This is a genomic window from Pseudodesulfovibrio sp. (genome assembly GCF_028692895.1).
In the GTDB taxonomy this organism is placed as follows: domain Bacteria; phylum Desulfobacterota; class Desulfovibrionia; order Desulfovibrionales; family Desulfovibrionaceae; genus Pseudodesulfovibrio.
Genome location: NZ_JAQUWN010000055.1, coordinates 1 through 23,046, shown reverse-complemented (window position 1 = coordinate 23,046; position 23,046 = coordinate 1). Strand labels below are relative to the sequence as shown.

Sequence of the window (23,046 nt, the reverse complement as noted above, 5' to 3'; positions counted from 1 at the left end):
CTGGTGCATGTAGTAATGGTCCGGGATGCCGAGGGTGAGCTGGATCTCGGGCGGGTACTGCCGCTCCAGGATAATCAGGTTGAGCGGGGAGAAGGCCATGCCCCAGGTGTCGGGCAGGGAGAGGGGGCGGACGGACTCCTCGGGCGTGCCCAGGTTCTCCAGCACGGTCATGGAAAAGCAGTCGGCCCCGCGCTCCAGCAGGGCGCGGGCCACCTCGGCCGGGGTGTTGGTCTCGTCTGTGAACACGGCGATGAGGTCCGCGCGCACCAGCGAGGCGTAGAGCGGGGCGTAGTCCTCGCGGCCGTGCAGGGAGACGAAGTCCATGCCGTGCCAGGGCAGCCCCAGCCGGGCCGCGGCCAGTTGGACCGTGGACAGGCCCGGCACGACCCGCAGGTTCTCCCGGCCGAGCTCCTCGCCCAGCCGCTTGCCGATGCCGAAGAAAAGCGGGTCGCCGTCGGCCAGGACCACCACCCGTTTGCCCGCAGCCGACGCCTTGCGCACCGACTTCAGGACGGGGCCGAGAGGCCCGGCGATGGGCAGGGCCTCGGCCCCCTTGGGCAGCGTCCCTTCGGGGATGGCGTCCAGCAGGCGAGAGCCGCCCACCACCAGGTCCGCGCGGGCCAGAGCCTCGCGCGCAAGGGGGGTGATCTCCAGCGATCCGGGCGGCAGCCCCATGATGGTGACGGGTTCCTGGCGTGACATGGCGGCAGTGTAAACAAAACCGTTTCACGGGGGAAGGGAATTCGTCGGAATGGAATGTTTGCCCGCGAGGGGATTTGTGCTACGCCGGAACGAACGGGAAATGGCGGCTCATCGTCCCACACAGGAGGTATCCCATGCAGTTCTTTCTCGACACGGCCAACATCGATCAGATCAGCGAGGTGCGCGACCTGGGCCTCCTCGACGGCGTCACCACCAATCCGACCCTGCTCTCCCGCGAAGGCGGCGACTGGCGCGACCAGGCGGCGCGCATCTGCGCCCTGGTGGACGGCCCGGTCAGCCTGGAGGTCATCGCCACCTCGGCCGAGGGCATGATAAAGGAGGCCAAGGACCTGATCTCCTTCGGCGAGAACGTGGTGGTCAAGATTCCCATGATCCCCGAGGGGCTCAAGGCGCTGCGCAAGCTGACCGACCAGGGCATCAGGACCAACGTCACCCTGGTCTTCTCCCCGGCCCAGGCCCTGCTGGCGGGCAAGCTCGGGGCGGCCTACGTCTCCCCCTTTGTCGGGCGGCTGGACGGGCTGTCGCAAAACGGCATGGAGGTCGTGAGCCAGATAAGGACCATCTATGACAACTACGGGTTCGAGACCCGCATCCTGGTGGCCTCGGTGCGCCACCCCATGCACGTCCTGGACGCCGCCATGATCGGGGCGGACGTGGCCACCGTGCCTTACGCCACGCTCATGCAGCTCATGCACCACCCCCTGACCGACAAGGGGCTGGCCGCCTTCCTGGCGGACTGGAAGAAGTTCCAGGGCGAATAAGGCCCCGTGCGCGGAACCCGGCTCAGGCGGGCAGGGCCCCGCGCAGGAAGATGTCGATGCACCGGCGGAAGTGGGCCACCCGCTCCTCGCGCCCGGCCCAGCCGAAACCGCCCATGGCGTCGAAGATGACCGCGCCGGTCAGCATGTCCATGAGCATGTGGGCCGCGCTGTCGGTGTCCTCGACGGCCAGCCGCCCGTTTCGGCACTGCCGGTCCAGCCAGGCCCGCAGGTCGGCGCGGTTCTTCTCGCCGCCGTGGATGCGCAGGATCTCCCGCAGTTGCGGGTACTGGGCGGAATCCACGCCCGCGGCCCGGAGGAAGCCCGCCCGGCGCTCGTAGGCGCTCTCGTCCAGGTCGATCATGAAAATCCGGGCCAGGGCCTGGTCCATCGGCAGGTCGTCGTATCCGTCCCCCAGGTCGATCATCCGGACCCGGTGGGACTCCACCACCGCCGCGAACAGCTCCTGCTTGCCGGGATAGAGCCGGTACAGGGTCTGCTTCGATATCCGGCACGCGGCCGCGATCTGGTCCGTGGACGTGCCCTTGAACCCCTGGGAAACGAAGAGTTTTTCCGCCTCCACGGCTATCAGGGCCCGGCGCTCGTCGTCGGCCATGGCCTTGGGCCGCCCCCGCCTGGGCCGGGTCTCCGCCCCCGCCATCCCGTCACCTCCGGTTAACAATTTTTCACAACTCTCGGGATTGACTCCCGGCCAAAGCATAAATAAAGGTACTGGCGAGTACTGTAAATGACGCCGTTCTCCGGCGTCAAGGAGGAATCGGATTTGTCCCATCTCGCGATATCGAATTTGTTTTCGCCCACCGCCCTGCGTCGGGCCGGGGCGGGCGCGCTGCTCCCCCTGGCCTGTCTGCTGGCGCTTTTCGCACTGGCCGGGTGCGGGGAAAAGGCCTCCGAGGCCAAGGTCAAGGCCGCGCCGGTGGAGGTCGGGGTTGTCGTCATGCACCCGCAGGACGTGCCGCTGACCACCGAGCTGCCGGGCCGGACCACGTCCTCGCTGGTGGCCGACGTGCGCCCGCAGGTGGCGGGCATCGTCCGCGAGCGCCTCTTCCGCGAAGGCGGCGAGGTCAAGGAGGGCGACGTCCTCTACCGCATCGATCCCTCGACCTACCAGGCCGAATACAACAGCGCCGTGGCCGCGCTGAAAAAGGCCGAGGCCGCGCTCCCCAGCTCGGCCAGCAAGGCCAAGCGCTACTCCGAGCTGATCCGGCACAAGGCCATCAGCAACCAGGACTACGAGGACGCCAAGGCCGTGTACGAGGCCGATCTCGCCGCCGTGGCCTCGGCCCGCGCCGAGGTGGAGAACGCCCGTATCAACCTCGACCACACCGAGATCAAGGCCCCCATCAGCGGCCGGATCGAGAAATCCGAGCTGACCCCCGGCGCGCTGGTCACGGCCAACCAGAGCTCGGCCCTGACCACCATCCGCCAGATGGACCCGATCAACGTGGACGTGACCCAGTCGAGCTCCAGCTACCTGACGGTGCGCCAGGCCATCGCCTCGGGCCGCATCTCGGTCGGGACCACCATGACCGTCCAGCTCAAGCTGGAGAACGGGACCATCTACCCCTACCCCGGCAAGCTGGAGTTCTCCGAGGCCAAGGTGGACGAGAGCACCGGGACCTACACCCTGCGCGCCGAGTTCCCCAACCCGGAACGGCTGCTCCTGCCGGGCATGTACGTCCGGGCCATCGTCAGCGACGGCACCGTGAACGGCTGCTTCCTGGCGCCCCAGCGCGCCGTGGGCCGCAATACCAAGGGAGAGCCCGTGGGCCTGTTCGTGGACAAGGACGGCAAGGTGACCCAACGGGTCCTCTCCGTGCGCAAGAGCATCGGCCACGACTGGCTGGTGGACGCGGGCCTTTCCGACGGCGACCGGCTCATCGTCGAGGGCTCGCAGTTCGTGCGGCCCGGCCAGGTGGTGACCGCCAAGGAGATGGTCCTGGACGTCGAGACCGGGGAGGTCCGTCCCGCGCAGGCCGACGGGGCCGGGCAGGAAGGCTAGCCCGGAATGTCGGAATTCTTCATCAGGCGGCCCATCTTCGCGTGGGTCATCGCCATCGTCATCATGCTCGCGGGGCTGCTGGCCCTCGACACCCTGTCCATCTCCCAGTACCCGGAGATCGCGCCCACCTCGGTGCGGATCACCTGCACCTATCCCGGCGCGGACGCCAAGACGGTCGAGAACTCGGTGACCAAGGTCATCGAGCAGGGCATGACCGGCATCGACAACCTGGACTACATGACCTCCACCTCGACCTCCACGGGGCGGACGGAAATCTCCCTGACCTTCACCAACGCGGCCGACCCCGACGTGGCCCAGATGCAGGTCCAGAACAAGCTCCAGCAGGTCACGGCCCAGTTGCCGGACGTGGTCCAGAGCAACGGCCTGAGCGTCACCAAGTCCTCGGCCAGCTTCCTGATGGTCCTCGGCTTCGTCTCCACGGACCGCAGCATGTCCTCCGTGGACATCGCCGACTACGTGGACAGCTCGCTCAACGACACCCTCAAGCGCGTCGAGGGCGTGGGCGACACCCGGCTCTTCTCCTCGTCCTACGCCATGCGCATCTGGCTCGACCCGGACAAGCTGGCCGCCTACTCCCTGATGCCGGGCGACGTGGCAACGGCCATCCAGGCCCAGAACACCCAGATTTCGGCGGGCCAGCTCGGCGGCCTGCCCTCGGTCAGAGGCCAGCAGCTCAACGCCACCATCACGGCCCGCAGCCGCCTCCAGACCGTGGAGCAGTTCCGGGACATCATCATCAAGAGCGCCTCCGACGGCTCGCTGGTCCACCTCGGCGACGTGGCCAGGGTCGAGCTCGGGGCCGAGAGCTACACCACCACGGCCGACTACAACGGCCTGCCCACCGCCAGCCTGGCCATCCAGCTCGCCACCGGGGCCAACGCCATCCAGACCGCCGAGGCCGTGGAGACGACCATCGACAAGCTCGCGCCGACCTTCCCGGCCGGGCTCAAGGTCGTCTACCCATACGACACCACGCCCTTCGTGCGCCTCTCCATCCACGACGTGCTGGAGACCCTGATCGAAGCCATCATCCTGGTCTTCTTCGTCATGTTCCTCTTCCTCCAGAACATCCGGGCCACGTTCATCCCGACCATCGCCGTGCCCGTGGTCCTGCTCGGCACCTTCGCTGTGCTCTCGGTCTTCGGCTACTCCATCAACACCCTGACCATGTTCGCCATGGTCCTGGCCATCGGCCTGCTGGTGGACGACGCCATCGTGGTGGTGGAGAACGTGGAGCGCGTCATGGCCGTGGAGGGGCTCTCCCCCCGCGAGGCCACGCGCAAGTCCATGAAGGAAATCTCCGGCGCGCTGGTCGGCATCGCCACCGTCCTGTCCGCCGTGTTCGTGCCCATGGCCTTCTTCGGCGGGTCCGTGGGCGTCATCTACCGCCAGTTCTCGGTGACCATCGTCTCGGCCATGGTCCTCTCGGTGGTGGTGGCCCTGATCCTGACGCCCGCCCTGTGCGCCTCCATCCTGCGCCCGCCCAGGCCGCACGGGTCGCCCTTCAGCTTCTTCCGCTGGTTCAACCGGGTCTTCGACCGAAGCACCCTGGCCTACCGCGACGGCACGGCCTGGATGCTGCGCCGCAGCGGCCGGTTCCTGCTGGTCTTCCTGCTGATCGCGGGCCTGATGGGCTGGCTGTTCGCCAAGCTGCCCAGCTCCTTCCTGCCCATGGAGGACCAGGGCATCCTGATCGCCAGCGTGCAGTTGCCGGTGGGGGCCACCGAGGAGCGCACCACCAAGGTCCTGAACCAGGTCCGCGACTATTTCCTGGACCAGGAAAAGGACGCCGTGGAAGGCGTCATGAGCATCCTCGGCTTCAACTTCAGCGGCGCGGGCCAGAACGTGGGCATCGCCTTCATCCGCATGAAGCCCTTCGACGAACGCCGCTCGCCCGCGCTCTCGGCCCAGGCCGTGGCCGGACGGGCCATGCGCGCCTTCTCGCGGATCAAGTCGGCGCGGATCTTCGCCCTGGCGCCCCCGGCCATCCACGGCATGGGCACCTCCAACGGCTTCGACTTCTACCTCCAGGACATCAACGGCGCAGGGCACGAGAAGCTGCTCCAGGTCCGCAACCAGTTCCTGGGCATGGCCGCCCAGAGCCCCCTGCTGGCCAACACCCGGCCCAACGGGCAGGAGGACGAGCCGCAGTACCACATCGACATCGACCAGGGGAAGGCCAGCGCCCTCGGGCTCTCGTTCGCGGACATCAACACCACCCTGTCCACGGCCTGGGGCAGCGACTACGTCAACGACTTCATCGACCGGGGCCGCGTCAAGCCCGTCTACCTCCAGGGCGACCGGGAGTTCCGCATGCAGCCCGAGGACGTGAACCGCTGGTTCGTGCGCAACTCGTCGGGCGGCATGGTGCCGTTCTCCTCCTTCGCCTCCGGGCGCTGGACCTACGACTCCCCCCGGCTGGAGCGCTACAACGGCTCCTCGGCCATGGAGATCCAGGGCCAAGCCGCCCAGGGCGTCAGCTCGGGCGACGCCATGGCCGAGGTGCAGCGCCTGGTGGACCAACTGCCCCAGGGCTACTCCCTCCAATGGACCGGCCTCTCGGCCCAGGAGAAGCTCTCCGGCAACCAGGCCGCGCCGCTCTACGCCATCTCGGTGCTGGTCATCTTCCTCTGCCTGGCCGCGCTCTACGAGAGCTGGTCCATCCCGTTCTCGGTCATCCTCTCGGTGCCCGTGGGCATCTTCGGCGCGCTGCTGGCCGCCACCCTCTTCGGCCAGAGCAACGACGTCTACTTCAAGGTCGGCCTGCTCACCACCATCGGCCTGGCGGCCAAGAACGCCATCCTGATCGTGGAGTTCGCCGTGGCCCAGCAGGAGCTGGGCGTAGGCCCGGTGGAGGCGACCCTCATCGCCGCCAGGCAGCGGCTGCGGCCCATCCTGATGACCTCCTTCGCCTTCATCCTGGGCGTGACGCCCCTGGCCCTGGCCTCCGGGGCGGGCTCCGGGGCGCAGAACTCGGTGGGCATCGGCGTCATGGGCGGCATGATCGCGGCCACCGTCCTCGGCATCTTCTTCATCCCGCTGCTCTACGTGGCGCTCAGGAAGGTGTTCAAGTTCAAGCCCCGCGACGGGGAGGGGCCGGACGCCCCGCAGCCCTGACGCCCGGCGACAATCCAAACAAAAAAAAGCCGCCGCGCATCCCGCGCGGCGGCTTTCGTTTTTCCGAAAACGATTCCCGGGCCCCCGGCCCGCTACTTGGCCTTGCCGACCAGATCGTACTTCTTGAGCTTGTATTGCAGGTTGGACTTGGACAGGCCGAGCATCTCGGCGGCCTTGACCTGGACGAAATCGGCCCGGACCAGGGCGCGCTTGACCAGGGCCCCTTCGATCTTGTCCATCGTTTCCGCCAGGTTGAGCTGGCTGGGCAGCAGGTCCACGGCGGACTTGAATTGGGCCTCCTCGTCCTTGATCTCGGGCGGCAGGTCGTCGGCGTCGATGACCTCGGCCCTGGCCAGCACCGTGCACCGCTCGACCACGTTCTCGAGCTGGCGGACGTTGCCCGGCCATTCGTAGGCCGTGAGGTAATCCATGGCCGCTCCGGAAAAGCCGGTGATGTGGACCTGGTTCTCCTTGGTGTACTTCTCCAGGAAGTGGGCGGCCAGCAGCGGAATGTCCTCCCGCCGCTCGCGCAGGGGCGGCATGAACAGGGAGACGACGTTGAGCCGGTAGAAGAGGTCCTCGCGAAACTCGCCCCTGGCCACGGAGTCCTGCAAATTCTTGTTGGTGGCTGCCACGATGCGGATGTCCACGTCAAAGGTCTCGGTGCCGCCCACGCGCTCGATCTGGTGCTCCTGGAGCACGCGCAGCAGCTTGACCTGGAGCTCCGGGGTCAGTTCGCCGATCTCGTCCAGGAACAGCGTGCCCTTGTTGGCCTGCTCGAACCGGCCCTTGCGCATGGCGGTCGCCCCGGTGAAGGAGCCCTTCTCGTGGCCGAACAGCTCGGATTCGAGCACGCCGGGGTTGAGGGCCATGCAGTTGACCGTGACGAACGGCTGGTCCGCCCTGGGCGAGCTGTTGTGGATGGCCCGGGCGATGAGCTCCTTGCCCGTGCCGGACTCGCCGAGGATCAGCACCGTGGACCTGGAGGGCGCGGCCCGGTCCACCATGTCCAGGACCTGCTGCATGCCCTTGCCGCGCGCGATGATGTTGTTCTTGGAGTACCGGTCGCGGATCTCGCGCTTGAGGCGGATGTTCTCCTGCTGGGTGGCGGCGTACTGCACGGCCTTGGATATGGAAAGGAGCAGCTCCTCGTTGGCGAAGGGCTTGGTGATGTAGTCGAACGCGCCGATGCGCATGGCCTCCACGGCCGCCTCGATGGAGCCGAAGGCGGTCATGATGAGCACCGGGATGTGCGGGTAGTTCTTCTTGCAGTGCTCCAGCACGTCCTGGCCGGTCATGCCCGGCATCTTCATGTCCGTGAGCACCACGTCCACCTCGGAATCCTCCAGGTAGGCCAGCCCCATCTCGGGGTCGCCCAGGGCGGTGACCCCGTACCCCTCGTCTTCAAGGATGGACTCCAGGATGAGCAGATAGTTTTTCTCGTCGTCGAGGACCAGGATGTTGGCGGACATGCGTTCTCCGGCTTGATGCGTTTGGTTCGGTCGCCCGGCAGGATAAAACAAGATGGCCCGAAAACCAAGCGGCGATCTGCACGGCCCGCGCCGCCCGGCGGTGTACAGAAAGACCGCCCCGGTGTATGGTCGGCCAAACCCCGCGCCCGCATCCCCGCCGGGCGCGGAAAATGCGGAGGAATCCCCATGGCGGAAGTGCACCGGCGAAAGCTCAAGACCATCGACCGGATCATCCGGGACGGACTCACCCCGGCCGCCACGGCGGAGATCATGCGCCTGCTCGGCGCGCCGCCCATGGAGCCCGAGGAGCTCGAACACCTGAGGCTCTACTCCGAAACCCTGCCCAAGGCCGAGGAGTTTCCCTACACTCCCCAGACCCGCCACCTCCACTTCCTCTGGGACCTCTTCGACAAGCTGCCCCTGCGCCTGTCCGCGCCTTTCTCCATCCCCCTGCGCCGCCTCCTCTCCGAACACCTCTTCGCCAAAAGCGGCGGCGGGCTCGTCGCCGAGGAGAACGTCCGCTTCAACTTCCCCCAACTGCTTCGGGTGGGCGAAGGCGTCTTCTTCAACCGGGGCGTCTTCCTGGACACCAAGGGCGGCGTCGAGATCGGCGACTTCGCCGCCCTGGCCGAGGACGTCACCGTGTTCACCCACAACCACGACGAGGCCTCGCACATCAAGCGCACCTACGCCCCGGTCACCGTGGAGCCCTACGCCAAGATCTACGCGGGCGCGGTGCTCCTGCCCGGCGTCACCGTGGGCCGCGAGGCCATCGTGGCCGCCCGCTCCGTGGTCAGCCGCGACGTGCCGCCCGGCATGGTCGCCGCCGGAACCCCCGCCAAGGTCATCCGCGAACGGCGCACCGACGGCCGGCACGACTACGAGCTCGACCACGTCTGGCTCTTCTGACGCGCCCGGCCAAAGCCCCCCTCCGCCCGCTGGATTCTCCGGCCCCGACATGCTAGGCTCGCCGCCATGGACAGATACGACAAGCCGCGCCTGCGCGAACAGCTCCTGGCCCGACGCCGGGCCCTCACCCCGGCCATGGTGCACGCGGCCAGTATGCGCGCCTGTGAACACGTCCGCGCCCTGGACCGCTGGGCCTCGGCCCGCGAGGTTCTGCTCTACTGGCCCGTGCGCGGCGAGGTCGATACCCGCGCCCTCCTGGCCGAACTCTGGGCCCGCAAGGTCACGGTGCTCATGCCCCGCTGCCGGCCGGACGCGCCCGGCGAAATGGACGTGGCCTGCGCCACCTGCGAGTCCGACCTCAAACCCGGCATGTTCTCCATCATGGAGCCCAACGCCCACAACTGCCCGGCCGTCAACCGCTGCGAGCCGGACCTCGCCCTCCTGCCCGGCGTGGGCTTCGACCGCCGGGGCTTCCGCCTCGGCTTCGGCGGCGGCTACTACGACCGCCTCCTGGCCGGGCCCGACATGGCCGGCACCCTGGCCGTGGGCCTCTGCCACGCCTTCCAACTCCTGGACGAACTCCCCACCGAACCCTGGGACAAACCCGTCAACCTGATCTGCACCGACGAGGAACTATGGCGGCCATAGCCTTCTTCCCCTTCACCTTCATCGACATCCCCGGCGTCGCCTGCGCCTTCACCTCCCGGCGCGGCGGCGTCTCCGAACCGCCCCACGACTCGGCCAACCTCTCCTACGAGGTCGGCGACGACGCCGAGGCCGTGCGCGAAAACCGCCGCCTCATCTTCCACCGCCTCGGCCTCGCCGGCTGGTGCGAACTGAAACAAGTCCACGGCGACGTCATCCGGTTCGACCCAACCCCCACCCCGCCCGAGCCCCCCGCCACCCTGGAGGGCGACGGCCTGACAACTGCCGAACCCGGCGTCGGCCTCGTCATCAAGACCGCCGACTGCCAGCCCATCCTCCTCGCCCACCGATCCGGCAACTACATCGCCGCCCTGCACGCAGGCTGGCGCGGCAACCGCATCAACTTTCCCGGCTCCGGCGTCACCCGCTTCTGCGAACGCTACAACCTCGACCCCGCCGACATCTACGCCGTGCGCGGACCCAGCCTCGGCCCCTCCGCCGCCCAGTTCGTCAACTTCACCACCGACTTCGGACCCGACTTCACCCCCTACTTCGACCCCGAACGCCAGACCATGGACCTCTGGAGGCTCACCCGCGACCAACTCCAGGACGCAGGCGTGCCCGGAACCCAAATCTTCGGCATCGACCTCTGCACCATGGGCATGGACGACACCTTCTTCTCCTACCGCAAAGCCTGCGCCTCGCCCGTAAATGCGACCGGACGACAGGCGGGCGTGATCTGGATTCGGCCACAGGCGTAGCCATGCCCGCGGGAGACGCCCGGCCGTCGAGGCGGCCCCCGGCAGGGCGGCCGGAGGCATCCTCCGGGCGGAGACATTCCTGTCGATTTCGGGTAAGGGGATGGGCATGGGCATCCTTTTCAAGTTGATCGTCATTCTCGGGTTGATCTTTCTGATCCTTTCCCTGTTCACGAAGAGCAAGGCGGAGCGGGTGGAGCGGCGCAACCGGGCCACGAACATGTTGTTGCTGGCCATTGTGGTGTTGCTGGCGGTTTCCATCGGCATCAACCTGTTCACGCGTTTCTGGTCGTGAGCCGTCCGGGGCATCCATACATCGGCTGGTCGGGGTCGGGCTTCGGCCCGCGAATCCTGGGGTTGAACCCCTGGATTCACGATTTTGCGGCCTTCAATCTGTGGGCGCGACCCGTGGGGTTGCTCGCGTGCCTGGGCATGTTGCGTTCGGCGGGCGCGTCGGTGGCGCTGATGGACTGCCTGGACCCGACCTGGGAGGGCGAGCGCTGGCCCAGGCCGGGCAAGTACGGGACCGGGCATTATCCCAAGATGGAGCTGGAGTTGCCGGAGGCGCTCGGCTTTGCCGAGCGGCGCTATTCGCGGTACGGGCTGCCGGTGGAGCGGGTGCGCGAGGCGCTTGAGGCGCTCGATCCCGCGCCGGATGCGGTTCTGGTGACCACGGTCATGACCTATTGGTATCCGGGCGCGCTGGAGCTGCTTGATTTGGCGGCGGAGTTGTGGCCGTCGGCGGTGCGGGTGCTGGGCGGGGCGTATGCGACGTTGTGCGGCGACCATGCGGCGGCCCATGCGGACGCGGGGCTGATCGTGTCCGGTTCGCTGGAGGAGCCGGGGAACTGGGGGCGGTTGTGGTCGGCTTTGGGTCGGGCCGCGCCGGAGGCGCCGGAGGACGCGGGGCTCGGGCTGGCGCTGGATTTGTATCACGAGCCCGGGTATGCGCCGGTGCTGGGGTCGCGCGGGTGTCCGTTTTCCTGCGAGTATTGCGCGAGCCGGGTCTTGCATCCGGGATTTCGGCAGGGCGGTCCGGAGTCGGTGTTCGGTTCGATCCGGGCGGAGTATGACCGGGGGGTGCGCGATTTCGCGTTTTACGACGACGCGCTGCTGGTGGGGCCGGAGCGCTGGCTGTGGCCGGTGCTGGACCGCATCGGGGCGGAGGGGATGGAGCTTCGGCTGCACACGCCCAACGCCATGCATGTGCGGCGGCTGACGCCGGAGGTCTGCGCCCGGCTGCGGGAGGCGGGGCTGACCACGGTGCGGCTCGGGCTGGAGACCACGGATTTCGACCACCGGCGGGACGTGAAGCTGACGCGGGCGGAGTGGGAGGCCGGTGCGCGGAACCTGACGGACGCGGGCTTCGACCTGGACGACGTGGGGGTGTACATCCTGTTCGGGCTGCCGGGCCAGGACCTGGCGGGCGTGGAGCGGGCGGTGGCGCACGTCCGGTCCTACGGCTTCCGGCCGCACCTGGCGCACTACACGCCCATTCCTGGTTCCCCGCTCTTTGCCGAAGCGGCAGAGGCGAGCCCGTATCCCATCGCGGCCGAGCCGCTTTTCCAGAACAATTCCCTGTGGCCCTGCGTGCCCGGCGGCTTCAACTGGGACGAGGCCAAACGGTGGAAGGCGCTGCTGCACGGCGAGTGAGGCGAGGGCCGAAAGGCGGCGCGGCGAGAGGCCGACGGGAACGGCGTCCCGTTGGGACCATTCAGGAAGGGCCATCCCCTCATGTCGCCTCCAAAGGCGTAGTTCAGGTTCAAGGCCGTATTCGACGCGGCAGAAGGTCGCGTGGGAGCACCTGTCCGGCGTCGCCATGCGCGGCCTTGAGCCCGGCCCGGGCGAAGTCATGGCCACGCCGAACGGGGCCGAGGCTTCGCCCGCGCGGTTGGAGTCATAGGCCGTCATGTGATTGAAATTGGGACATTCGCCGCAGTGGGGAGGCCGTCGCGGCATCGCCGCCGGCCAGGCAGGGCGGGGAGCGCAGAAGCAGCGCGGGGCAGGCCCACGAAATCCGGACACGGGGCGACCCTTGCATCGGCGTTCAACGAAAGAGCGGGGCGCGCCCGGCCGGGTTGGCACCAAACTTGATATTCCCCGGCCCAAGGGAAATAATTTCCCTCACTGAACGAACGAAAGGACGACGGCGTGAAGACCAAATACCTGATCATCGGCGCGGGACCCACCGGGCTGGGCGCGGCCCACCGGCTGCACGAACTCGGCATGGACGACTTCCTGGTCCTGGAGCGCGAGGCGTACGCGGGCGGCCTGGCCGCCAGCTTCAAGGACGAGAACGGCTTCACCTGGGACATCGGCGGCCACGTCGTCTTCTCCCACTACGACTACTTCGACGATCTGGTCGCCTCGCTGCTCGGCAACGACTACCTGGAGCACGAGCGCGAGTCCTGGGTCCGCTCCTGCGCCGCCTGGGTGCCCTATCCCTTCCAGAACAACATCCGCCACCTGCCGCGCGGGCCGCGCTGGGACTGCGTGGAAGGGCTGCTGCCCGGCCGCCGCGAGACCGGCGAGCCCGCCGACTTCGGCCAGTGGATCGACCGCGTCTTCGGCCAGGGCATCGCCCGCCACTTCATGCGCCCATACAATTTCAAGGTCTGGGCCACCCCGCCCGAGCTGATGCAGTACGGCTGGATCGGCGAACGGGTCAGCGTGGTTGACCTGCGCAAGGTGCTCAAGAACATCATCATGGAGCAGGACGACGTGGCCTGGGGCCCGAACAACACCTTCCGCTTCCCCCTCCACGGCGGCACCGGCGAAATCTTCCGCCGCCTGGCCGACCGCGTGCGGGACCGCATCGAGTTCGGCCAGTCCGTCACCAAGGTGGACGCCGCCGCCAAGACCGTGACCACCGACAAGGGGTTGACCATCGAATACGACGCGCTCCTGAACACCGCGCCGCTGGACCTCCTGGCCGCCCGCTGGCTGGCCGAGCGCGATCCCGCCCTTGTCGACGCCGCCGCCGGGCTGACCCACAGCTCCACCTACGTTGCCGGGGTCGGCCTCGACATCCGCGACGAGTCCGAACGCAATGGCCGCTGCTGGATGTACTTCCCGGAAGCGGACTCGCCCTTCTACCGCGTCACCAACTTCCACCATTACTCGCCCAACAACACCGCCCGTCCCGGCCGTCAGCTCGCCTTCATGTGCGAGACCTCCATGTCCGCCCACAAGCCGGAAAAGCCCGAAGAGCTTATGGACCGCACCGTGCAAGGTCTGGTAAACTCCTCCCTGTTGGACGCGTCCAGGGTGGACGACGTCCTGACGCGCTGGGAGATCGCCGTGGACTACGGCTACCCCGTGCCCTGCCTGCGCCGCGACCAGGCGCTGCGGACCATCCAGCCGAGGCTGGAGGCCCGGGACATCTATTCCAGAGGCCGATTCGGCGGCTGGAAATACGAGGTGTCCAACATGGACCACTCGGTCATGCAGGGCGTGGAATGGGCCGACCGCATGCTCTCGGGCACTCCCGAAACCACCTACTCGTGGGATTGATCGAGCCATGGACAAGAACATATACCAAACGCGCCGCGAAAACCTGCGGCGCGTCCTGCTTGAACGGAACATCGAGGCCCTCATCGTCTCGCTGGCGGCCAACCGCTACTACCTGAGCGGCTTCGAACTGCACGACCCGCAGTGCAACGAGTCCTGCGGCTGGCTGGCCGTCACCGCCTCGGGCGAGGACCACCTCTTCACCGACCCCCGCTACACCGACGCGGCCCTGCGCGTCTGGGACGCGGACAAACTGCACATCTACAACGCGGACAAACACGCCCTGGTCGCCGAAACCCTCCGGGGCTGCGGCGTCCGCAACGTCGCCTTCGAGCCGCGCGCCATGCACCTCTTCGACTACGACAAGCTCGCCTCGCGCCTCAAGCTGACCGGCGTGGACAACCTCGTCGAGGAACTGCGCATCATCAAGGACGAAGACGAGATCCGGCGCATGCAGGCCTCCATGGACCTCAACCACCGGCTCATGGCCTACATCGAGCCGCGCCTCGAACCAGGCCGGACCGAAAAGGAGGTCGCCTGGGACGTCGAACGGTTCTTCCGCGAAAACGGGGCTCAGGAGCTCGCCTTCTCCACCATCGTGGGCGTGGGGCCCAACGCCGCCCTGCCCCACTGCATCCCCGGCGACACCAAGCTGCGCGACAACGAGCTCGTACTCATCGACACCGGCTGCCGCTACCTGAACTACAACTCCGACCAGACCCGCACCTTCTGGGTGGGCGACAAGCCGTCCGACCGCTTCAAACGGACCATGTCCCTGGTCCGCGAGGCCCAGCAGGCCGCCATCGACATCATCCGGCCCGGCCTGCTCTACGCCGAGGCCTACCGCCGCGCCTGCGAGGTCTTCGAGCACGCGGGCGTCCTCGACCAGTTCACCCACGGCCTCGGGCACGGCGTGGGGCTCGAAACCCACGAGCCGCCCAGCCTCAGCCGCGCGGGTCGCGGCACCCTGGCCGAAAACATGGTCGTCACCGTGGAGCCCGGCCTCTACGACCCCGCCTGGGGCGGCATCCGCTGGGAATACCAGGTCCTGGTCACCAAGGACGGCTGCCGCGTCATGTAAACGCCGCGCCACCGGCAACAAGACGCCAAGGCCGGCGCCTCTCTCTCTGAGGCGTCGGCCTTTTTGCGGCGCCTCTCCGGCATTGGCGCAGGGAGAATGGCGCGAACAGGTGAAGATTTGTTACGTTTCCGCGCCGCCCGTTGATCCGGGGGCCGGGCTCATGCCAGATTGCAATGCTCCATCGTCCAGTCGGCAATGGGCCCGCGCCGATGGAGGACCCGCCGCGTCATGGCAGGCACCGCCCGCCGCTTCGACACCTCCCCTCGGCGTTCTCCCTGCCGGACCGACGGGCTTTTCGTCAATGGCGCCGTCCGGAGGCGGGCTGTCGATCCCGTATGCGCTCCGCGTCGGCGCCCCGGCCCCCGAACGTCCTCCGGGAATAGCCTTTCCCGGCAATCGAAACAATCCGGTGGGGAACATGCGACCATTCCTGCGTATCGTCCTGCTTCTGCTTTCCCTGGCCACGCTGCTCCCGTCGGGATCGGCCGCGGCCGCCGAAAAGGGACTGGTCATGGGGCTCGTCTACACGGAAACCCCCGAAATCCTCCTGAAGTCATGGACGCCCCTGTTCGAGGACATGTCACGATACCTTGGCGCGCCCGTGAAAGGGGCCGTGGCCGAGGACTATGCCGGCATCATCTGGTACCTGGCCACCGGCAAGGCCCAACTGGCCTGGGTGGGCAACAAGGCGGCCATCGAGGCCGTGGACCGGGCGGACTCGGAAGTCCTGGCCCAGTCCGTGACGCTGACCGGTCCCGGATACTACTCGCACCTGATCGTGCCCAGGGCATCCCCCCTGCGCGACGTGGAGGACGTCCTGCGGTCCGCCGGGACCCTGTCCTTCGGCAACGGCGATCCCAACTCCACCTCCGGGTACGTGGTGCCGGGCTACTACATCTTCGCCGCGCGAGGCCTGGAGCCCGGCAAACTGTTCAAGCGGGTCACCCATGGCTCGCACGAGGAGAACTTCCACGACGTGGCCTCGGGCAAGACGGACGTCGCCACCAGCAACAGCTCGGCCCTGGCGCGGTACGAGCAGCGCTTTCCCGACGAATTTGAACGGATCAGGATCATCTGGACTTCGCCCATGATCCCTTCCGACCCCATCGTGGTGCACAAGGACCTCGACCCCGCCCTGAAGGCGAAGATACGCGCCTTCCTGCTGCAATACGGCAAGCCCGGCAAGGGCAAGTCCGAAGAACAGGCCGCGCGGGAGGTGCAAAGGCTCGCCGCCAGGAAGTGGACCGGATTCAGGCCGTCCGACGACGCGCAGCTCATCCCGATCCGCAAGCTGGAGCTCTACAAGGAGCGGCTCGGCATCGAACGCAACGCCACCCTGCCGGAGTCGACGCGGCAGGAACGCATCAGGGCCATCGAGGCCAAAATCGAACGCCTCGGCCCGTACCCTCCGGCTCCATGAGCAACTTCTGCCAATATCCCCGGCAGGCGGCCCCATCCAGGCTCCGGCCCTCCTCGCTGGCCTGCAAGATTCTCGCGCCGGTGCTGCTGGTGATGCTGGTCACCTGCCTTTCCCTGCTCGGCCTCTACAGCCAGCGCATGCGGCAACAGGGGCTCGACGCCCTGCAAAACCAGCTCGCCGCCTTCACCGCCAGCAAGGCCGAGGAGCTGACCGAGCCGGTCTGGAACTTCCAGAACCAGTTCGTGAAGCGCCTGATGCGCAGCTACCGGGACAACCAGGACCTGTACCGAATCAGCCTCTACAACTACAAGGGCGAACTCGTCGCCATGGAGAGCGGCGCCGGCGACCAGCCTCACTCGGTCATCCTCCGGGAGGACAAGCCGCTCACGCGCACCATCGACGGCGAGATCTTCAACGTGGGCAGGCTCATCGTGGAATACCACGACGGGCGCATCCAGCGGGAGCTCCGGAGCCGAAGGCAGTCGGACGTGATGCTCATGCTGGCGCTGGTCCTCGTCCTGGGGGCGACGACGTGGGGGCTGCTCCACGTCATGGTCGGCAATCCCCTCGACCGGCTCAAGGCGTCGCTCAGCAAGAACACCCTGCCCGGCAACCGGACGCCCCTGGTCTGGAAGAGCCGGGACGAGCTGGGCCAGGTGGTGACCGCATACAACACCCTGCTCTACGAGGTGGAGCAGCAGACCGAAAACCTGGTCAGCGTCAACCAGGCGCTGCAACTGGAGATATCGAACCGGCGGCAGGCCGAGGCCCGGCTGGCCAGGGCTCACGACGAGCTGGAGGACAAGGTCGCCCAGCGGACCAGGGAGCTCAAGGCGGCCAACGAGCGGCTGCTGGAGCTGGACAAGCAACGGTCGGCCTTCCTCTCGTCCGCCTCCCACGAGCTGCGCACGCCCCTGGCCGCCATCCTCGGCTTCTCCGTCCTGGTCAAAAAAAACTTCTCCCGGCACTTCATGCCCGCCGCCGACACGCCCTCGCTGGAAAAAAAAGGGCAGGTCATCCTCTCCAACCTGGAGATCATCGCCATGGAGGGCGACCGGCTGACCCGGCTCATCAACGACCTGCTCGACCTGAACAAGATCGAGGCCGGGCGCATGGAATGGCGGGATACGCTGCTCAACGTCGGCGACGAGATCAAGCGCGCCGTCAAGACCATGGACAGCACCTTCGCCCAGCGGTCCCAGGTGGCCGTGACCACGGACATCAAGCCGGGCATCCCGCCCCTGTCCTGCGACCCCGACCGGTTCCAGCAGCTCCTGCTCAACCTGCTCTCAAACGCCGCGAAGCACACCGCCAGGGGCGGCATCTCCATCGAGGCGGGCCTCGATGACGCCGGGCTCGGGATCGTTGTGGCCGACACGGGCAACGGCATCCCCCCGGAGCACCTGGACGCCATCTTCGACAAGTTCTTCCAGTCGGACGGCAGCGACACCCACAAGCCCTCGGGCACGGGGCTGGGCCTGCCGATCTGCAAGCAGATCGTGGAGCACTACCACGGCTCCATCCGCGTGGAATCCGAAGTGGGCCGGGGCAGCCGGTTCATCATCACCCTTCCGGTCCGGGCATAGGGCCCGGCCGCCGCAGCCCCTCGCGCCCGGCCCGTTCCGGCCGCGCTAGATGCGGTCGGCCATGACGAGGCGGACGCCGAAGCCGAGGAAGAGGGTCCCGACGGCGCGCTTGATCCAGGCCTTGTACCTGCCGCCGCCGTTGAACAGGGCGGCGGTGCGGGCGGCGGTCCAGGCGTAGGCGAGGTTGATGAAGATGCCGTTGAAGGTGAATACGATGCCGAGGAAGAGGAAGGAGAGGGACTTGCAGGGCGAGTCCGAAGCGACGAACTGCGGCAGGAAGGCGAGGAAGAAGAGGGCGACCTTGGGGTTGAGGGCGTTGGTGAGGAACCCCTTGGAATAGATGGAGCGCAGGGATTTTTCCCTGGCCTTGGCCGGCTGGTCGCCGTTGCCTCGGGCGGCTTCGCGCCACATGGCGACGCCGACCCACACGAGGTAGGCCGCGCCGACGAATTTGACGACCATGAAGGCGGTGGCCGAGGTGGCGAGGATGGCGGAGAGCCCGAGCGCGGCGGCCGTGACGTGCACGAGGCAGCCGGTGTTGACGCCGAGGGCGGCCATGGCCCCGGCCCTCCAGCCGCGCGACGCGCCCTGGCTGACGATGTAGGCCACGTCCTGCCCCGGAGTGATGTTGAGCAGCAGTCCGGAGAGGATGAACAACAGCAGGTCGTGGGTTCCGAACACGGGGGCTCCTGTGGGCTCGGGCCGTGGCCCGGTTGGTGCGAGGGGCGGCCGACCGCCGGGCGGGCGTGGGCCAGGCAAGGGAGTTACACCCGGCGGGTCCGCTTGTCCATGGGGAGCCGGGCGGCGGTGGGCGGAAGCGCTATTTGCCGGAGGTCTTGCGGTCGTCGATGTGGACGCGGTTCCGTCCGGCCTGCTTGCTCAGGTAGAGCTGGGCGTCGGCGCGCTCCAGGACCTGGTCGGCGCATTCGCCCCGGCGGGACGCGGCTCCGCCGAAAGAGGCGGTGACGCGGATGCGCTGGTGGCCGTGGTCGAGCCAGGTGCTCTCCACGAGCATACGCATGCGTTCGGCCACCGAGGCCAGGTCGCGGCTGCCGATGTTGGGGATGAAGATGACGAACTCCTCGCCGCCCCATCGGCAGTTGATGTCCAGGGGGCGCAGGGCGGCGCCCAGGGTGCGGGCGACCATGGCCAGAACCCGGTCGCCCGCGGAGTGGCCCCAGGTGTCGTTGACGCGCTTGAAGTGGTCGATGTCGGCGAAGATCACCCCGAAGGAGTCCTCGGCCTCGCGCAGGTTGCATCCCAGTTGCCTGAGGGTGAGGTCCGCGTAGCGGCGGTTGCCCACGCCGGTGAGCGGGTCGGAAAGGACCTCCTGGCGGAGCTTTTCCATCTCCTTGAGGACGTCGATGTTCTTGCTGTTGTCGGAGAAGACCTCGACCGCGCCGACGATTTCGCCGTTTTCATCGCGCATGGGGGAGGAGCGGACCAGGATGGGGACCCGGTGGCCGAACTTGTGGTGCAGATAGATGTCGGCCTCGCGCACCTCGCCGTCGCGCATGGTGGCGGCCATGGGGCAATTCTGGCCGCAAAGCTGGCGGCCCTGGCCGTCCACGTGGCGAAGCAGGTTGTCGGAGCAGTGGTTGCCGAGGACTTCCTTTGCGGAGTATCCGGTCAGCCGTTCGGCGGCCTTGTTCCAGTACATCACTTCCTGGTCCAGGTTGAGGAAGTAGACGCCCTCCGTGATCGAATCGAGCAGTTCCTTGTAAAAACGATTGTCCATACGCACCCCATGTTGCCTGATCCCAACATGCCCGGTATCGACGTCGACCTCAACAAGTAATCATAATTATCTATCAAGAACCGAGGAGGGAGGATTCACTCCGCGGCCATTCCGTGCTAGCTTGGGTAATGCGTAGCACTCTGCCACTCCTCCTGATGCTCCTGGCCGCCACGGCTGCCCTGGCCGAACCGCCGGTCGCCCCGGCCCATTCGCGCGCCGAGCTTGAGGCGTTGTGGCGCGGGCGCGTCCAGTCCTTCCTGGACCGGGGCGTGACGCCGATCATCGACATGGAGTCGAGCCTGCGCCGCGAGGACGCGGAGCGGCACACGGCGAGCGCGCTGAAGGCCATGGACAAGAGCGGCGTGGCCCTGATGGCGCTGGACGGCTACCAGGCGAAGAAGGACGGGACCAAGGGGTACCGCTGGGGCTATGGAGTGCACGAGGCGGCGAACGCCCATCCGGACCGGTTCGTGCTGGCCACCAACGGCGGGACCAACGACAACTGGCTGAACCAGAAGGGCGGCTCGGATCGGGGCTTCATCGACCAGACCGAAGTCCAGGTGCGCTCCGGCGACTATCCGATCATGGGCGAGTTCGAGTTCCGGCACTACATGTCGTCGAGCCAGTGCCAGGAGGGGCGGACGGACCGGGACGAGACCGTGCCGCTGACCTCGGCGAGCGGCCACCGGCTCTTCGCCCTGTCGCAGGAGACGGGGGTGGCCTTCCTGATCCACCTGGAGCCCGAGGACGCGCAGCTCGACGACCTGGAGACCATGCTCGCCGCCTATCCGGGCGCGCGGGTCATCGCCTGCCATTTCGGCCAGGTGCGCCATCCCGAGCGGCAGCGGGCCTTCACGCCGGAGCGGGTCCGGGCCATGCTGACGCGCCATCCCAATCTTTATTACGACATCTCGGTGGGCCATCCGGGCCGCCGCTACCCCTGCTCGGGGGTGCTGGACACGGTGCTGTGGCAGGGCAAGGGCGACGGAGGCCAGTGCGACCGGCTCAAGCCGGAGTACCGGGCGATCCTGACGGATTTCCACGACCGTTTCGTGGCCGGATTCGACTACGGCGGCGGCCGCCCCCCGTGGGGGGAGTTCATCAAGGCCCGCGCCGCGAACGTCCGGCTGATCGTCCGCGACCTGCCCAAGGACGTTCAGCGGGACATCTGCTACCGCAACGCCTGGAAGCTCCTGACGGGCAAAGCGTGGGAGTGAGGGGGGATAGTAGCTATCCCCAAGAATTAATAGGAAACGCCAATAGACGCGTTAAGATTAGCGGTTATCACCAATCCAACGCTTCAGAGTGAGCGAGAATTCTTTTCATCGCTTCATTTTCTTGCTTTTGGTTCTGTAGCTGAGAAAAAGAACAAAACTTTAAAATCTTACTCGGCAACGAACTGACTAACGGACTTTTCCCAACGTCAATTCGTGCCCGATCTGCTGGAACTATTTTCTCTGATGAATCAAAAGGAAGCTGACACTGGCCGTCGAAATTCTTGCGCTTTCTCATGACACTCTCCCTGTAACCTGTATCAGGTTAAGCGAGCTAACCGGAAAAAACAAGAGGATGTTACCACACTGAATTCACGTCATTCGGGCAACCGTTTTTGATCAAGCTCTATCGAAGTCAAATACTCGACAATCCGAGCTTCATAGTCGGTAAATCGATCTAAGGGATGACTCAAATATGGCTTGGAAATTCGAGTGTTAATTTCTCTTACTTTTCCTGAATCGCGGTCCTTTCGGTCTGGCTGCCGGAACAGACGAGAGTACTTCGTAGGCCCAACGCCTTCAAACGCTATAATCTCCAGTTGTTCAGCCTTGTCAGATGGCTTTTCAGCGGTGCTGATAGTGTCATCATGAAGCTTTGTTGCCAAGCTCTTCTCATATGGTTCTATGTAATACACACGTTTTATCCCAGCAGCGACGATATGGCGAGCACAATTGTGACAAGGGTATGTCGTGCAAAAAAGAACACCACCTTTTGACGATGCATTTCCTGACCTTGAAATGCCAATTAAAGCATCCATTTCTGCATGGATAGCTCTTGAGTACTCAATCAAATTATTGATTCCAATTGTCTTGCATATCCTATCAATATCTTCTTCTGTGAATTTTTTATCATTTATTACTCTGTCATTTATCAAATCTGCCATTTTCTTTTTCATCAACCTCTTTTCTTTATCATTCCGACACTCTTCTGTTCCCCATTTAAAACATCTTCCATCTGGTTTATCATTCGCCGAATATAGTCCTCCTTCAAACTTTGGCACATCATTTCTTCCCGTTGATATGACTTCTCCATCTTTGATTATTGCAGCGCCAACTTGCCTTGATATGCATCCTGAACGCAAAGATGATGTATACGCTAGCGCCATCCCATACTCTTCTATAGTCGGTGTAATGGTGTTTGCTCCGAGTATTAAATCAATAAATCGTATTAGACTGTCACGAATCTCCTTACTATCAACATCCGTATTGCGAAGGAAAAAATCAGAGAGGTGAATTGTATCCAAGAGCTGTTGTCCTGCCTTGTCTTCCTCAGATTTATCAATTTCAGTAATCTTGTGTGCTGTCGCTGGAGACATTGACTTTTCATGTTGAAGTCTTTTGATCCTAATTTCTTCAGGACACAAGACGCCAAATAAATAAAACATATCGCCGTACACCTTCCTAAGCAGGCGTTCTTCCTGAGGGTGTTTTAAGCTATCGATTATTGTAACAAATCGTCTTGATTCTGGGCTCCGCATACTCCCGTCTGCTGGATTGCTTTTTTCTCGATTCAGTCGAATTCCCTTAATTGCAAGCATTGCCAACACGTCACGACCAAATTTAACTCTTAATTGTGTTCCCTCTTTCTGTAGTGTCTGTATTCTTTCAGCTTCATCTGCTGGAATCTCAACTGTCGCGTGTCTTTTGATTGTTTCACTTAATTTGACACGTCCCACATCATATCCCCGCTCCCTGAAATCTTTTTCAATCGCATCAGCTATTCTTGAAGTTCCACTCCCAGCAGCGCCACAGACAGCAATTACAAGTTCTTCAGTTTCTCTTTCAACAAACTGATCAAACGGCTTCCTGGGCTTGCGCCGATGGTCTTCCCCAAAGTTTAATGAAATTGCATTGTTCATGGTTCCTCCTAAGATAATTTAATCCGCCTGGCGGTCCATGGTCCGGTAGTTGATGGCCTCGGCCAGGTGGTCCGCCCGGATGGTTTCCGCGCCCTCCAGGTCCGCGATGGTGCGGGAGATGCGCAGGACCCGGGTGTAGGCGCGGGCCGAGA

General features: G+C 65.3%; 21 protein-coding genes. 13 read left to right on the top strand and 8 right to left on the bottom strand.

Translation table 11 applies throughout. The features are described 5' to 3' along the window. The coding region (gene cbiE / locus PHP91_RS12950; RefSeq protein ID WP_300141310.1) for a precorrin-6y C5,15-methyltransferase (decarboxylating) subunit CbiE at nucleotides 1-702 on the bottom strand (702 nt) is incomplete at its 3' end. 134 nt (nucleotides 703-836) lie between these two features. Between cbiE and fsa the strand changes: the two genes are divergently transcribed. Beyond that, nucleotides 837-1,484 (top strand): fructose-6-phosphate aldolase, encoded by a 648-nt coding sequence (fsa, locus tag PHP91_RS12945; protein WP_300141307.1) that lies wholly within the window; start codon nucleotides 837-839, stop codon nucleotides 1,482-1,484. A gap of 22 nt (nucleotides 1,485-1,506) precedes the next feature. On the opposite strand, the gene PHP91_RS12940 is transcribed toward fsa, so the two are convergent. Further along, complete coding sequence (locus PHP91_RS12940) at nucleotides 1,507-2,142, bottom strand: TetR/AcrR family transcriptional regulator (protein ID WP_300141304.1); 636 nt, start codon at nucleotides 2,140-2,142, stop codon at nucleotides 1,507-1,509. A gap of 123 nt (nucleotides 2,143-2,265) precedes the next feature. Here PHP91_RS12940 and PHP91_RS12935 point away from each other — a divergent pair, with 123 nt between their 5' ends. Both PHP91_RS12935 and PHP91_RS12930 read left to right on the top strand, forming a co-directional pair. Then, the gene (locus PHP91_RS12935; protein WP_300141301.1) at nucleotides 2,266-3,504 is read left to right on the top strand and encodes an efflux RND transporter periplasmic adaptor subunit; all 1,239 of its coding nucleotides are present in this window, start codon (nucleotides 2,266-2,268) and stop codon (nucleotides 3,502-3,504) included. Between the two features lie 6 nt (nucleotides 3,505-3,510). After that, on the top strand, nucleotides 3,511-6,642 hold the full coding sequence (locus PHP91_RS12930; protein WP_300141298.1) for an efflux RND transporter permease subunit: 3,132 nt from the start codon (nucleotides 3,511-3,513) through the stop codon (nucleotides 6,640-6,642). A gap of 92 nt (nucleotides 6,643-6,734) precedes the next feature. Here the strand turns inward: PHP91_RS12930 and PHP91_RS12925 are convergent, their stop codons facing one another. Further along, nucleotides 6,735-8,114 (bottom strand): sigma-54 dependent transcriptional regulator, encoded by a 1,380-nt coding sequence (locus PHP91_RS12925; protein ID WP_300141295.1) that lies wholly within the window; start codon nucleotides 8,112-8,114, stop codon nucleotides 6,735-6,737. A gap of 186 nt (nucleotides 8,115-8,300) precedes the next feature. Here PHP91_RS12925 and PHP91_RS12920 point away from each other — a divergent pair, with 186 nt between their 5' ends. The 9 genes from PHP91_RS12920 to PHP91_RS12880 all read left to right on the top strand — a co-directional run bounded on the left by PHP91_RS12920 (nucleotide 8,301) and on the right by PHP91_RS12880 (nucleotide 18,023). Next, a complete protein-coding gene (locus tag PHP91_RS12920; RefSeq protein ID WP_300141293.1) occupies nucleotides 8,301-9,023 on the top strand; it encodes an acyltransferase in 723 nt (240 codons plus the stop codon). A gap of 66 nt (nucleotides 9,024-9,089) precedes the next feature. Further along, the gene (locus PHP91_RS12915) at nucleotides 9,090-9,671 is read left to right on the top strand and encodes a 5-formyltetrahydrofolate cyclo-ligase (RefSeq protein ID WP_300141290.1); all 582 of its coding nucleotides are present in this window, start codon (nucleotides 9,090-9,092) and stop codon (nucleotides 9,669-9,671) included. After that, the gene (gene pgeF / locus PHP91_RS12910; protein ID WP_300141287.1) at nucleotides 9,659-10,429 is read left to right on the top strand and encodes a peptidoglycan editing factor PgeF; all 771 of its coding nucleotides are present in this window, start codon (nucleotides 9,659-9,661) and stop codon (nucleotides 10,427-10,429) included. Before PHP91_RS12915 ends, pgeF begins: the two co-directional genes overlap by 13 nt. Before the next feature lie 106 nt (nucleotides 10,430-10,535). Further along, on the top strand, nucleotides 10,536-10,721 hold the full coding sequence (locus PHP91_RS12905; protein WP_300141285.1) for a hypothetical protein: 186 nt from the start codon (nucleotides 10,536-10,538) through the stop codon (nucleotides 10,719-10,721). 62 nt (nucleotides 10,722-10,783) lie between these two features. After that, entirely contained in the window at nucleotides 10,784-12,079 is a 1,296-nt protein-coding gene (locus tag PHP91_RS12900) for a radical SAM protein (RefSeq protein WP_300141283.1), read from the top strand. A gap of 498 nt (nucleotides 12,080-12,577) precedes the next feature. Further along, nucleotides 12,578-13,939, top strand: a complete 1,362-nt coding sequence (locus PHP91_RS12895) for an FAD-dependent oxidoreductase (RefSeq protein ID WP_300141280.1) — start codon at nucleotides 12,578-12,580, stop codon at nucleotides 13,937-13,939. A gap of 7 nt (nucleotides 13,940-13,946) precedes the next feature. Then, on the top strand, nucleotides 13,947-15,017 hold the full coding sequence (locus PHP91_RS12890; protein WP_300141277.1) for a Xaa-Pro peptidase family protein: 1,071 nt from the start codon (nucleotides 13,947-13,949) through the stop codon (nucleotides 15,015-15,017). Nucleotides 15,018-15,435: 418 nt separating this feature from the next. Next, nucleotides 15,436-16,437: a phosphate/phosphite/phosphonate ABC transporter substrate-binding protein gene (gene phnD / locus PHP91_RS12885; protein WP_300141274.1), complete on the top strand. Its 1,002-nt coding sequence runs from the start codon at nucleotides 15,436-15,438 to the stop codon at nucleotides 16,435-16,437. Next, nucleotides 16,434-18,023 carry a HAMP domain-containing sensor histidine kinase gene (locus PHP91_RS12880; protein WP_300141271.1) on the top strand — a complete coding sequence of 530 codons (1,590 nt, stop codon included), beginning with the start codon at nucleotides 16,434-16,436 and terminating at the stop codon, nucleotides 18,021-18,023. The genes phnD and PHP91_RS12880 overlap by 4 nt, the downstream gene beginning before the upstream one ends. Nucleotides 18,024-18,068: 45 nt before the next feature. Here PHP91_RS12880 and PHP91_RS12875 read toward each other — a convergent pair whose 3' ends face one another. Together PHP91_RS12875 and PHP91_RS12870 are read right to left on the bottom strand one after the other, a co-directional pair. Further along, the gene (locus tag PHP91_RS12875; RefSeq protein ID WP_300141268.1) at nucleotides 18,069-18,704 is read right to left on the bottom strand and encodes a LysE family translocator; all 636 of its coding nucleotides are present in this window, start codon (nucleotides 18,702-18,704) and stop codon (nucleotides 18,069-18,071) included. Between the two features lie 139 nt (nucleotides 18,705-18,843). Next, a complete protein-coding gene (locus PHP91_RS12870) occupies nucleotides 18,844-19,761 on the bottom strand; it encodes a sensor domain-containing diguanylate cyclase (protein ID WP_300141265.1) in 918 nt (305 codons plus the stop codon). A gap of 128 nt (nucleotides 19,762-19,889) precedes the next feature. Here PHP91_RS12870 and PHP91_RS12865 point away from each other — a divergent pair, with 128 nt between their 5' ends. Further along, on the top strand, nucleotides 19,890-20,978 hold the full coding sequence (locus PHP91_RS12865; protein WP_300141262.1) for an amidohydrolase family protein: 1,089 nt from the start codon (nucleotides 19,890-19,892) through the stop codon (nucleotides 20,976-20,978). A 67-nt stretch (nucleotides 20,979-21,045) separates the two neighbouring features. Here PHP91_RS12865 and PHP91_RS12860 read toward each other — a convergent pair whose 3' ends face one another. The 3 genes from PHP91_RS12860 to PHP91_RS12850 all read right to left on the bottom strand — a co-directional run. Beyond that, complete coding sequence (locus PHP91_RS12860; RefSeq protein WP_300141259.1) at nucleotides 21,046-21,273, bottom strand: hypothetical protein; 228 nt, start codon at nucleotides 21,271-21,273, stop codon at nucleotides 21,046-21,048. 79 nt (nucleotides 21,274-21,352) lie between these two features. Next, on the bottom strand, nucleotides 21,353-22,894 hold the full coding sequence (locus PHP91_RS12855; RefSeq protein WP_300141256.1) for an anti-phage dCTP deaminase: 1,542 nt from the start codon (nucleotides 22,892-22,894) through the stop codon (nucleotides 21,353-21,355). 18 nt (nucleotides 22,895-22,912) lie between these two features. Then, a partial coding sequence (locus PHP91_RS12850; RefSeq protein ID WP_300141313.1) for a hypothetical protein occupies nucleotides 22,913-23,046 on the bottom strand: 134 nt, incomplete at its 5' end.